This window comes from Chryseobacterium soli (assembly GCF_000737705.1).
Lineage (GTDB): Bacteria > Bacteroidota > Bacteroidia > Flavobacteriales > Weeksellaceae > Chryseobacterium > Chryseobacterium soli.
The window spans coordinates 26,686-39,092 of record NZ_JPRH01000008.1 but is presented as its reverse complement, the minus strand read 5'-3'; the positions used below and the strand labels follow the sequence as shown (position 1 = coordinate 39,092).

The window sequence follows — 12,407 nt, the reverse complement described above, 5'->3', positions numbered from 1 at the left end:
AAACTAAATAACAATTAAATATAAATAAATTATGAGTACATATCCATTAGTAAAGTTTGCCTTTGAAGTAGATTGGGGCGGAACAAAAGTAGGTTTTCAGGAAGTGAGCGGTTTAAATGCTGAAGTTGCTTTAATTGAATACAGACATGGCGCAAGTCCGGACTTTAGCAAAATCAAGATGGCCGGTATGAAAACTTTCAGTAACATCACGTTGAAAAGAGGAATGTTCAAGTCTGATAATGAGTTCTTTGCCTGGTTCCAGACCATTCAGTTAAATACAGTAGAGCGCAGAACCATTACGATTTCGCTTTTAGATGAAACAGGAGCTCCTGCAGTGACCTGGAAAGTGAAAAATGCATTCCCGCTTAAATTACAGTCCACAGATCTGAAAGCTGAAGGTAATGAGGTTGCTATTGAAACTTTAGAACTTGCACACGAAGGATTAACTATTGAAAATAACTAATATTAATTTAAAATTTTAAAAAAATGAATTACAAAACACCAGGAGTCTACGTAGAGGAAATTGCAAAATTCCCACCTTCTGTAGCGCAAGTAGAAACAGCTATTCCTGCTTTTATCGGATATTCAGATAAAGGCCCAAAAAATGAACCGACAAGAATCTCTTCTATGTTGGAATACGAAACAGTTTTCGGAAAAGCAAAGTCTGAAGCTTTCAATATTACCATTAATGATGGTTCTGTAGAAGCAGATGTAGTGCTAAGTCCTTTCAAAATGTACTATGCTATGCAAATGTACTTTGCTAACGGCGGTGGCCCATGTTATATCGTTTCTGTAGGAGAAAAGGTAATTGGATTTCCCCTTCAAGTAGATATTGCTGAGTTGAAAAAAGGTCTTGATACTTTGGAAAAAGAGGACGAACCAACCCTTATTGTTTTCCCGGATGCTGAAGCTTTAGGTAGTGATGTGTACGGTATATACGGATTTGCTTTAAATCAGGCAGAATTATTAAAAGACAGATTTGTGATCATGGACGTTGTTGGTGACAATGCTACCGCAATTGCTGATTTTAGAAGAAATGTGGGAGCTGGACCAAGTGGTGAAAGACTAAAATATGGAGCGGCTTACTATCCAAAATTAGAAACAGTTTTAAGTTATAATTATGATGAAAAGCAGGTAAAAGTTACTATTGTTCAGGCATCATTTGCTGCAGGAGATGAAGATGCAACCTATCTGTCTGATTTAAAATTAAACAATTCAGATTTGTATAACCAGGCTAAAAAAGTAATTGAATCTAAACGGGTAGTATTGGTTCCATCATCAGCAATGGCTGGAGTGTATGCTAAAGTAGACAGTACTTCCGGAGTATGGAAAGCACCGGCTAACGTTGGACTTAATTATGTAGTAGCCCCTACAGTGAAAATCTCTCATGAAGATCAGAAAGCTCTTAACATCGATCCTGAAGCCGGAAAATCAATTAACGCGATCAGAACCTTTACAGGAAAAGGAACATTAGTGTGGGGAGCAAGAACGCTGGATGGAAACAGTAACGAATGGAAATATGTATCTGTACGTCGTTTCTTCAACATGGTGGAAGAATCGGTGAAGAAAGCTACCGAGCGTTTCGTTTTTGAACCCAATACAGCTAATACATGGATCCGTGTACAGACAATGATCGAGAATTTCCTTAATCAGCAATGGCAAGACGGTGCATTGGCGGGAAGCAAACCGGAAGAAGCGTATTACGTGAGTGTTGGTTTGAATAAAACAATGTCTGCTCAGGATATTTTAGAAGGAAAAATGAACATTGAGATTGGGATGGCGGCAGTGCGTCCGGCAGAATTTATTGTATTGCGTTTTTCACACAAATTACAAGAATCATAAAATAAATAAACAACAAATAAATATACATAATTATGAGTACATATCCATTAGTAAAGTTTGCCTTTGAAGTAGATTGGGGCGGAACGAAAGTAGGTTTTCAGGAAGTGAGTGGCTTAAATGCTGAAGTTGCTTTAATTGAATACAGACATGGTGCCAGTCCGGACTTTAGTAAAATCAAGATGGCCGGTATGAAAACTTTCAGTAACATTACGTTGAAAAGAGGAATGTTCAAGTCTGATAATGAGTTTTTTGCATGGTTTCAAACCATTCAGTTAAATACAGTAGAGCGCAGAACCATCACGATTTCGCTTTTAGACGAAACAGGAGCTCCTGCAGTAACCTGGAAAGTGAAAAATGCATTCCCGCTTAAATTACAGTCTACAGACCTGAAAGCTGAAGGTAATGAGGTTGCTATTGAAACTTTAGAACTTGCACATGAAGGATTAACTATTGAAAATAATAACTAATCATGGCTCTTTTATATCCTCCAACCAGTTTCTCTTTTATTGTTAACGGGATTTCAACAACAGAGGGTATTGATTCCAGATTTCAGTCTATCTCTGGTTTATCAACAGAAATTGTAACTGAAGAATATGCCGAAGGAGGCGAAAACAGATTTCTTCATCAGCTTCCTTTGAGACCAAAATATACTAATTTAGTTCTTAAGCGCGGATTAATTGTAAGTTCCGGATTGATAAGCTGGTGCAGAAATGCAATGGAGAACTTCGAGTTTGAACCCAGAGACCTGCTTATTACGCTTTCAGGAGGACTTCAATCTACAGCACCTTTAATGGTATGGAATGTAGTTGGGGCATATCCTGTAAAATGGGAAGTTTCGGAATTCAATGCAGAAGAAAGCAGCCTTGCTATTGAAACTATAGAACTGAAATATAGATATTTCACAATACCTTCATCGTTAGCAAGCTTAGGCTTGTAATTTCTAAATCTAATCTAAGCACGGGAAAGTGTGTTAGTTTTCAGATAACATTCAGCAAAATTTTTCAGATAAAAAACAAAAGATTGGTCTATAGCAAGACTGAACACACTCTTTATGTGCTTAGATTTTTAAAAATAAATATGTTAAATCATTGGTTATTAGTGTTTTGAATATTAATAATTGATTAAAAACAAACGAAATGCCAATAGAAATAAAAGAGCTTCACATTAAAATAAATGTGGACGAAAAAGCAGCAGCAACGACTACTACCACATCGGTAGATGAAGCAAAAATCATGCGGGCCATTAGCGAAAGTGTAGAGCAAGTAGTAAATATAAGACAACGTAAAAAAGAAAGATGATGGAAAAATTAACAATAGTCAGTTATAAAGACTCAAGTTATAACGGTAAAGGTGGTGAGCCTTTTTCAATTTTAATTAATCCTACAGGTTATTCTTTCACTCGTAAAAATGAATTGAATCCGGATTCGGCGATGGGAGTGAGTGATAGTAATTTAAAGTATGTTAGAACTCTCCCTTCAGAACTAAAGTTGGAATTTTTATTTGATGGTACTGGTGTAACACAAGCAAATTCTGGTAATAAACTAGTAAATAAGATTGCCGAAAAAGTAGGAATAAAAAAGGATGTTTTTACAAAAAATGCTGTAACAAAGCAGTTAAAGGATTTTTATTCAGCTACCGGTGACTATAATGGATCTATTCATAAACCTTATAATGTAGAACTTACCTGGGGAGAATTTCAATATAGAGGAATGCTTTCTGAATTTACAATAGATTATAAACTGTTTGATAATAAAGGCAAACCGTTAAGAGCTATAGGGAAAGCAACATTTAATGGTTCTGTATCCAATGAACTTGGAGCTCTGAAAGTAAAACCAACTTCCCCGGATCTTACCCACAAAAGAACGGCACAAGCAGGAGATACACTGCCTTTAATGACCGAAAGAATTTATGGAGATTCCAAATACTATCTGGAAGTTGCTAAAGTAAACAATCTAATCAATTTCAGACAGTTAATGCCCGGACAGGAACTATACTTTCCACCTCTAGAAAAAACATCATAACATGAATAATAGCGGATACATAAAAACGGCAAAAAACCCAGATTTAATAACCTATAAGGTAATGTCTGGAGGCACAGAATTACCGGGCAGGTACGGTGTGAAAAGTATTGTGGTGGAAAAAGAAGTCAACAGAATTCCTTATGCCCGCATCGTTATTTTAGACGGAAGTGTACCGGAACAGGACTTTAAATTAAGTAATGAAGACTTACTGATCCCCGGGAAAGAAATTGAGATCACTGCCGGATACCACTCTGAAGAAGAAACCATTTTTAAAGGAGTTGTGATAAAGCATAACATAAAAATCAGAAACGGTTCTTCTTACCTGATCGTAGAATGCAGAGATAAAGCTGTAAAAATGACGTTAGGAAGAAAAAGTAAATATTTCTACGAAAGCACAGACAGCGATGTCATGGAAGAGCTTATTGGCAATAACGGACTTACTGCCGATGTTGAAGCTACTTCAAACTCCCATAAAGAATTGGTCCAGTACCGGGCTTCGGATTGGGATTTTATGCTAACCAGAGCACAAGCAAACGGTAAACTGTGTTTTGTTGAAGATGGAACTATCAAAATTGCTAAGCCCGATTTTAGTGGTGAAACTGTAGAAACTGTTGTTTACGGATCATCGGTACATGAATTTGACGGCGAGATAGACGCCAGAGATCAATTCAACAAAATTACCGCTAAAACATGGAGTTATACCGATCAGGAATTAACAGAAGTTGAAGCTCAGGATCCGGCAATTAAGCTCAATGGAAACCTTTCAGCCGGCGATTTAGCAGATGTTTTTGGAATTGAAGACCTGCAGCTTAAGCACGGCGGAAATCTCACCCAGGGTGAACTACAGGAATGGGGCGACGCTAAAGCAACTTTCCAACAGTTAGCGAAAACAAGAGGAAGAGTAAAATTCCAAGGAATTCCATCTGTTAAACCGGGAGTTTCATTAACGCTGCAAGGAGTAGGAAACCGATTCAACGGGAAAATATATGTTACCGGTGTCCGTCACGAAATAGCCGAAGGAAATTGGCTGGTTGATGCGCAATTCGGACTTTCTCCAACATGGTTTTCAGAAACCTATGATGTAAGCGAAATGCCCGGTTCAGGAATTATTCCTTCCATAAGCGGATTGCACATCGGGGTAGTATCACAGTTAGAATCAGACCCCGATGGAGAAGATAGAATTTTAGTGCAAATTCCCATTATCAATAACGAGGAAGAAGGAATTTGGGCAAGGATAGCCACCCTTGATGCAGGAGAAAACAGAGGATCATTTTTCAGACCGGAAATCGGCGATGAAGTCATCATCGGATTCATTAATGACGACCCCAATGACGCAGTCGTACTGGGAATGTTAAACAGCAGCGCAAAGCCGGCTCCGATTGTAGCTTCTGACGATAATAACGAAAAAGGATTCGTTACCCGAAGCGAAATGAAAATGATTTTTAATGACGACAAAATTTCATACACCCTCGAAACACCAAAAGGCAAAAAATTGATTTTAGATGAAGATGCAGACATCATTAAAATAGAAGATGAGCATTCTAATGTCCTTACACTTAATAAAGATGGGATTAGTATGGAAAGCGGGAAAGACATCAAAATCAAGGCAAAAGGCGATGTCAAAATTGAAGGAACCAATATCGATTTGAAAGCATCTGCACAATTCAAAGCAGAAGGCAGCTCGGGTTCTGAACTTAAATCAGGAGCGGTAACAGTAGTAAAAGGATCTCAAGTTAAAATTAATTAAATCATGAAACCGGCAGCAAGAATTACAGACATGCATACCTGTCCTATGGTAACGGGAAATGTTCCACACGTTGGAGGTCCCATCATTCCGGCAGGAGAACCTACCGTACTTATTGGAGGAAAGCCTGCAGCAAGAGTGGGAGACAAAGCAGTATGCACCGGGCCGTTAGATACCATTGCATCAGGATCCTCAAGCGTTTTAATAGGCGGGAAGCCAGCTGCAAGAATGGGAGATTCTACAGCCCATGGCGGAATCATAACCGCAGGTGAAGCAACTGTTTTAATAGGCGGATAATACTATTTAAACATCGTCCGACTAAAAGTAAAAATGCAAAATATCCACAACAAAAACGATTAGAATAACCATAACTCTATGCTACAGATGCAAAATGTTACAACTAAATATAATACAAAATAACGTATGAAAATAAATACAGATTTTTTAGGAATAGGCTGGAGTTTCCCGCCTGAGTTTAATGAGACTGAAGGAAAGCTGGCAATGACCACAGATGTAGAAGACATCAATAACAGTCTTATCATCTTATTGTCAACACGCCCGGGTGAACGCATCATGTTCCCTGACTACGGATGTGATTTGCAGGAAATGCTCTTTAAACCTCTGGACTTAACGCTGATCACTCAAATGAAAGGGATCATTGAGCGTGCTATTTTATATCATGAACCCAGAATAAACATTCTGAGTATTGAAATTGATACTCAGGAAGAACTTCAGGGAGAAGTTTTAATACAAATTGACTACGAAGTAAGAAATACGAATACAAGAAGCAATATTGTTTTTCCTTTTTATAAAGGAGAAGCTACTGAAATATAATGAATTACGGGATGTCTGTAGCCATTTTGAATACTACCAAACATTACATAAGTATTGCATCTGACCATAGAAAGATAAATATAAACAAATGAAAAAAACAGATACATTTTCACATTATCGTGAAGGAAAATCACAAATGCAGCGCTTTTTAGCAGAATTAGATCCTGGCAATCTTGAATTACACGATTTCGATTTATTTGATTGGCTATTATTTGCAAATAATTTTGCTAGGCATGTAAACTATTTTGACAAAGATGATAATACAACATCACAAAAAAAATGGGGAAACTTCTTCCTGGGTGATGATAACGGTACAGTTCCGCGCAGAGAAAGCGTTGAATATAAAAGTATGAAAAAACAGGTTACAGATCTTATGTCCCAGTTTGAACAGGACAGCAACCTGACCCCTCATTTAACATTATTTGTTTGCTTTTTAAAATTACTGGATTTCTCAAAAAAAGCCTTCAATAATTTAACGAAAAGGCATTTGGATTTTTATTATAATGAAATACTCCAAATTGAGAAAAATGATGCCAAATCAGACAAAGTTTATGTGATTTTTGAATTGGCAAAAAAAGCAATTCAGGAAAAAATTCCGACCGGGACATTGCTGGATGGCGATAAAGACGGTAATGGGAAAAAGCGTATTTATAAAACAGGAGAAGAACTTATTGCCAATCAGGCAAAAGTAGTCGAGATTAAAAGTTTTTTAAACGATGTCGAAAAAAGAGAGCTGAAAATGGCTCCGGTAGCCAATTCCACTGATGGTGTTGGGGATAAATTACCGGAAGACAGCAATTATTGGTGGCCGTTTGGATATAACTCTGACGAAACCATTTCAGGAAAATCTGTTTACAAAGAACTTCCAAGAGCTAAACTGGGCTTTTCAGTGGCATCATCATTATTTGATTTAAAAGAAGGGGAACGAACCGTTACTTTAAGAATAGATTTTAATAAAAATTCGACTCAAAAATTACAGAATATTTCAAAAAAAGATATTGAAAATAATATCAAAGTGCTTTGTAGTGGGGAGAATGAATGGTTATCAGGAATCGTTTTACAATGTATTAGAAATGAAGAGGAAAGGTTAGAACTTTCTTTTACGCTAACCAAAGATTTTCCTGCAGTTGTAAAATATTATAAGGAAGTACTGCTAGAAACATTCCAAACCGATTTCCCTGTAGTAAGGTTTATGATCGAAGGAGAAAAATACTATGATATTTACGAAGCTCTTTCAGAAAAACTGATAAAAAACATAGAAATAGCAGTTGATGTAAAAGGAGTAAAATCGATTCAGATAGAAAATGATAATGGTGCATTAAACTCAGAAAAACCTTACTATCCATTCACGGCACAACCCATTAAAGGATCTAATTTTTATATCAAATGTCCTGAAATGTTTTCCAAAAAATGGCAAAATGCAGACATTACCATCAACTGGAAAAATACGCCTGATTCTATAAAAGATTTATATAACGGATATGTCATTAAGCCTAATCAAAACGTCAGCTTAACAGATTTTGAAGGATTGAAAAATTCATCAATTGTAAGCTCTGATGCTTATTTTAAAGCAGATACCGCATTGCTGGAAAAAGAAATATGGTATGCCAAAGCTAATGATATTGAGGTGTTTAAAAAAGCAGAAGAGGGCTATATAACCCAGTTTTCTATCTACAATACAAGTAATGAATCAGGTACGGGTGAGGCGATCCGATTAACATTAAACCAATCCTCATTACAGGATGTATATCCTAAACTGTACACACTGGCGTTATCCAGTAAACCGGAAAGTGGAAAACTCATTCCAAACGAACCTTATATTCCTTTTGCTGAAGATATAGAATTGAATTACAGTGCGAAAGAAACTGCATATTCATACTTAAGCAGAGATGCCAGCGGGGAGGCTTCCAAAAGTAAAGGAGTACAGCTGTATCATGAAGATGCATTCGGACAATACGAAAAAGAAGTGGAAGCGAAGACTATTGTACCTGTACACGAAAATGGAGGTGAATTATACATCGGTCTGGAAGCGGCACCACAAACAACAGTTTCATTATTGATCCAAATGCTGGAAGGCAGTGAAAATCCTTTGGTTGAAACGTTTCAGGAGAAAGAGTTTATAGAATGGCACATCCTTTCAAATAATACATGGATTGATCTGTCGGGTGGACTACTGAAAAATGAGACCAGAAGATTCCTGGAATCAGGAATTGTGAAGTTTAAAATTCCTAAAGATATCAATACGAGCCATACACGATTTACAGACGGATTGGTTTGGATCAGAGCGAAGTCGAAGAGAAGTTATGATGCAGTATGTAAAATTCAGGGAATATACACTCAGGCTGTTTTGGCAACATTCCAGAATCAGGATAATGATCTTTCTCATCTCAATAACGGATTGGCGGCAAAAACCATTACCAAGCTTATTACCAGAGTTCCTCAGGTAAAATCGGTGAGCCAGCCTTATAATTCGTTCGATGGGAAATATAAAGAATCAGATGCAGAGTTTTACAGACGCGTGAGTGAACGGTTGAGACATAAGCACAGAGCCATTACACAATGGGACTATGAAAATCTGGTATTACAGGAATTTCCGGAAGTCTTTAAGGTAAAATGTTTAAATCATACTTCTGAAAATTCATATATGGCTCCCGGGCATGTAACCCTTATGGTAGTGCCGAATATTAAAAATAAAAATGCTTTTGATATCTATCAGCCCAGAGTAAGCAGAGCCAGCCTGAATAAAATTCAAAATTATGTCAATCAATTAAATACGATGCATGTTAACGCTCAGGTGGTTAATCCGAATTATAAAGAAGCGAAAGTAGAAACAAAAGTCAAATTTTTCGAACAGTACGATGAAACCTTTTACCTCAAGCAATTGGATGAAGATATTAAGAAATACATCTCTCCGTGGGCTTTTACAGACTCTAAGGATATTGATTTTAATATAAAACTAAACGTTAATCAACTTATTAACTACCTCGAGCAGCTGTATTATGTGGATTACATTGATGAGATCAGCATATTGGTGAATAATGTTATACAAAGGCAATCTTTAATCGAAGTAGATCCGAAATCAATTTTGGTATCTGCCAAGCAACACCAGGTTACTATTACAGATCAAGTATGTATTTAATAATAAAAAGAAGAGAACATAACCATGTCAGAAAATAAGCACATTAGTATATCAAAAAATATAGAAACCGGGGATCAGACCGATTTTCATTTTCTACGCAAAACAGGTATTGAGTACATAGAAGAGTTGGGAGGAAAACTTTGGACCGATTATAACTCTCACGATCCTGGTATTACCACTCTGGAGGTTTTAAGCTATGCCATCACAGATCTTGGCATGAGAATGAACCTGAATATGGAAGACATTCTGGCCTCAAAAGATGCAGATAAAGACATTCATACCCAGTTTTTGAAAGCTACAGAGATTCTGCCTTCAAGACCTTTAACCGAGCTTGACTATAGAAAACTGTTTATAGATATCAACTTTGCATCAGGTCATAAAAGACCGATTCGTAACTGTTGGCTGGTTCCGAACAATGAAACCTTATACGTTGATTGTAAAACAGGGCAGCTAGACTTTAAACCTGTGGGAGAAAAAACACAGAACTTTAATGTAAAAGGACTATATAACCTGTATGTTGATTACGCAGAAGACATTAATGAAGAAGGTAACGGATGCGGAAAATCTACTGTCAACACCCAAATATTAGACCGCTACCACGCCAATAGAAGTCTTTGTGAAGATTTGGCTGAAATTAAAGAAATTGAAACCCAGAAAGTTGCTGTATGTGCCCGTATTGGACTTGTAAACAAAGCTGATGAAGAGCTGGTGCATGCTAAAGTATTAAAAACAATTAACAATTACTTATCTCCGGAGGTTCATTTCTATTCATTAAAACAGATGCTCGATAAAGGTCTGACTACAGATCAGATTTTTGAAGGACCGCTCTTGGACAATGGTTTTATTGATACTGAAGAACTCAGCAATAGCCAGTTAAGAAGAGAAGTTCGCCTTTCCGATATCATCAGTGAAGTCATGAAAATTGATGGTATTAAAGAAATTCATGAAATTTCTATTGCAGGCTGCGATAGTGTGATCAAGCAGACAAACGATTGGCTGATCTGCATTGAAAAAGGCAGAAAACCGGAACTGTGCGAGCTGAGTTCATTCAGCTACAGTAAAGGTGCTCTTCCGTTAAATATCAATGACAAAAAAGTGCAGGAGTATCTGACAACTCTTAAAAGAGAAGAAGAAGTATTGAGAGAAGATGCCAGACAGAATAAAGAATTGACTTTACCGCAGGGAACTTCATACGATATCGCAAACTATGCTACTATTTTAAATGAATTTCCGGATACCTACGGAGTGGGAACCTCAGGGATTATAGGAAATCAAACTCCGGAGAGAGAAGCCCTGGCAAAACAATTAAAAGGATATCTATTGTTTTTTGATCAGATCCTGGCCAGTTATTTCAAACACCTTGAAAAAGTAAAAGAAGTATTAAGCGTTAATAGTCATTTAAAAAGAACCTTTTTCACACAAGCTCTCAAAAATATCAAAGGCTTTGATGAATTGGTTTCTGATTATACTACCGATTCTGATGATGAGCTTACGGACTCACTGTATGAAGAGCTGGACAACAGTGTGGAGCGCAGAAATGAAGTGTTGGACCATTTGATTTCCCGTTTTGCCGAAACTTTTAGCGACTATACTTTCCTAATGAAATCCCTGTATGGGAAATCTGCCGATGAAATTGTTTTAAGTAATAAAGAGAACTTCTTAAACGAATATACATCATTGAGTAAAGACCGTGGTCTAGCCTACAATTACACCTCATTTTCAGATGCGGATATTTGGAATACCCATAATATTTCCGGTGCACAGAAAAGAATAGCCCGTTTATTAGGGATTAAAAATTATTCTCAGAGAAATTTATCTCAGTCTCCGGTTTCAATTATTAAAACATTAAATAATAATAAGCCAAGCTACACCTGGAAAATAAAAGATGCAACCGGCAATATTATCTTATCGTCTGTCAATACCTACCAGATTGAATACGCAGCAACCAAAAATTTGAATGAAGCGATTTATCAGACGATTCAGATTGATCAGGAAGACCTTGAAAATGCATTGAAAGAATTAGCAAAAGGGCAGGTTAAGAATGACTTGATCGGAAATATAAAAATTCGTCTTTCGGGAGGAGGCAATTATTATTTTGACATTGTAGATGATACAGAAGAACAAAATGTAATGGCTACCCATAAAAGAACCAATCCTTATTCGTCTATAGACAGCCTGATCATAGGAATTAGAGAGACTGTAAAGTATTTTAAATATGATTTTACAGAAGAGGGTATTTTCCTTGTTGAGCATTTATTGCTGAAGCCTACAAGTAAAGATTATAAACTCATGGGAGGTATTGGATGCATGTCTATAGAAGGTACTTTTAAAGTAATGTATGACCTTGAAGAAGATAATCCTACCATAGCTCCAATCAAATATTCGGAAGCCTTCATGTCGTCTTGTGAAGAAGATTGTGAAACCGATGTTTTTGATCCTTACTCGTACCGTGTAAGCGTCGTGCTTCCGGGGTTTGCGTACCGTTTCCAGAATCCTGATTTCAGACGCTATGCCGAAACAGTGATCAGACAGGAAATTCCGGCCCATGTTTTAGCAAAAATCTGCTGGGTGGGAGATCGGTTGAGCGAAAAAGAAACCGCTCAAAACGATTTGGCTGAATTTGAAGTGGCCTTTAAAAAATACCTTTCCGATAAAGCGAAAAATAATATCGTTAATCTTGGAAACAGCATTACGGATTTATTAACCGCTCTTACCCATTTAAATAATATTTACCGGCCGGGAAGACTTCTGGACTGTGCAATGGATGATAATGACGACTTAGACGGAAAAATCATATTAGGACAATCAAACTTATAAAAATTGAAAAA

At 37.0% G+C, this 12,407-nt stretch carries 11 protein-coding genes; all 11 read left to right on the top strand.

All coding sequences use genetic code 11. The annotated features are described in order from the left end of the window. The first annotated feature begins 31 nt into the window (after window positions 1–31). On the top strand, window positions 32–463 hold the full coding sequence (locus IW15_RS16495; RefSeq protein ID WP_034713655.1) for a phage tail protein: 432 nt from the start codon (window positions 32–34) through the stop codon (window positions 461–463). A 23-nt stretch (window positions 464–486) separates the two neighbouring features. Continuing rightward, entirely contained in the window at window positions 487–1,842 is a 1,356-nt protein-coding gene (locus tag IW15_RS16490) for a phage tail sheath family protein (protein WP_034713653.1), read from the top strand. Between the two features lie 32 nt (window positions 1,843–1,874). Beyond that, entirely contained in the window at window positions 1,875–2,309 is a 435-nt protein-coding gene (locus IW15_RS16485; protein WP_034713652.1) for a phage tail protein, read from the top strand. A 2-nt stretch (window positions 2,310–2,311) separates the two neighbouring features. Beyond that, window positions 2,312–2,779, top strand: coding sequence for a phage tail protein (locus IW15_RS16480; protein ID WP_034713650.1), 468 nt, complete (start codon window positions 2,312–2,314; stop codon window positions 2,777–2,779). A 199-nt stretch (window positions 2,780–2,978) separates the two neighbouring features. Further along, complete coding sequence (locus IW15_RS22870) at window positions 2,979–3,140, top strand: DUF5908 family protein (RefSeq protein ID WP_165585214.1); 162 nt, start codon at window positions 2,979–2,981, stop codon at window positions 3,138–3,140. After that, complete coding sequence (locus IW15_RS16475) at window positions 3,140–3,862, top strand: CIS tube protein (protein ID WP_131368583.1); 723 nt, start codon at window positions 3,140–3,142, stop codon at window positions 3,860–3,862. Before IW15_RS22870 ends, IW15_RS16475 begins: the two co-directional genes overlap by 1 nt. A 1-nt stretch (window position 3,863) precedes the next feature. Further along, window positions 3,864–5,609 (top strand): type VI secretion system tip protein VgrG, encoded by a 1,746-nt coding sequence (vgrG, locus tag IW15_RS16470; RefSeq protein ID WP_034713647.1) that lies wholly within the window; start codon window positions 3,864–3,866, stop codon window positions 5,607–5,609. A gap of 3 nt (window positions 5,610–5,612) precedes the next feature. Next, on the top strand, window positions 5,613–5,903 hold the full coding sequence (locus IW15_RS16465) for a PAAR domain-containing protein (RefSeq protein ID WP_034713645.1): 291 nt from the start codon (window positions 5,613–5,615) through the stop codon (window positions 5,901–5,903). Between the two features lie 126 nt (window positions 5,904–6,029). Continuing rightward, window positions 6,030–6,440, top strand: a complete 411-nt coding sequence (locus IW15_RS16460) for a GPW/gp25 family protein (RefSeq protein ID WP_034713642.1) — start codon at window positions 6,030–6,032, stop codon at window positions 6,438–6,440. 88 nt (window positions 6,441–6,528) lie between these two features. Further along, window positions 6,529–9,579, top strand: a complete 3,051-nt coding sequence (locus IW15_RS16455) for a baseplate J/gp47 family protein (RefSeq protein ID WP_051882123.1) — start codon at window positions 6,529–6,531, stop codon at window positions 9,577–9,579. 24 nt (window positions 9,580–9,603) lie between these two features. Next, complete coding sequence (locus tag IW15_RS16450; protein ID WP_034713639.1) at window positions 9,604–12,396, top strand: hypothetical protein; 2,793 nt, start codon at window positions 9,604–9,606, stop codon at window positions 12,394–12,396. Window positions 12,397–12,407: the final 11 nt, after the last annotated feature.

Coding starts and splice junctions, on each gene's coding strand:
- IW15_RS16450 (WP_034713639.1), top strand. CDS start 9,604: ATGTCAGAAAATAAGCACATTAGTATATCAAAAAATATAGAAACCGGG.
- IW15_RS16490 (WP_034713653.1), top strand. CDS start 487: ATGAATTACAAAACACCAGGAGTCTACGTAGAGGAAATTGCAAAATTC.
- IW15_RS16455 (WP_051882123.1), top strand. CDS start 6,529: ATGAAAAAAACAGATACATTTTCACATTATCGTGAAGGAAAATCACAA.
- IW15_RS16495 (WP_034713655.1), top strand. CDS start 32: ATGAGTACATATCCATTAGTAAAGTTTGCCTTTGAAGTAGATTGGGGC.
- IW15_RS16475 (WP_131368583.1), top strand. CDS start 3,140: ATGGAAAAATTAACAATAGTCAGTTATAAAGACTCAAGTTATAACGGT.
- IW15_RS16485 (WP_034713652.1), top strand. CDS start 1,875: ATGAGTACATATCCATTAGTAAAGTTTGCCTTTGAAGTAGATTGGGGC.
- IW15_RS16465 (WP_034713645.1), top strand. CDS start 5,613: ATGAAACCGGCAGCAAGAATTACAGACATGCATACCTGTCCTATGGTA.
- vgrG (WP_034713647.1), top strand. CDS start 3,864: ATGAATAATAGCGGATACATAAAAACGGCAAAAAACCCAGATTTAATA.
- IW15_RS22870 (WP_165585214.1), top strand. CDS start 2,979: ATGCCAATAGAAATAAAAGAGCTTCACATTAAAATAAATGTGGACGAA.
- IW15_RS16480 (WP_034713650.1), top strand. CDS start 2,312: ATGGCTCTTTTATATCCTCCAACCAGTTTCTCTTTTATTGTTAACGGG.
- IW15_RS16460 (WP_034713642.1), top strand. CDS start 6,030: ATGAAAATAAATACAGATTTTTTAGGAATAGGCTGGAGTTTCCCGCCT.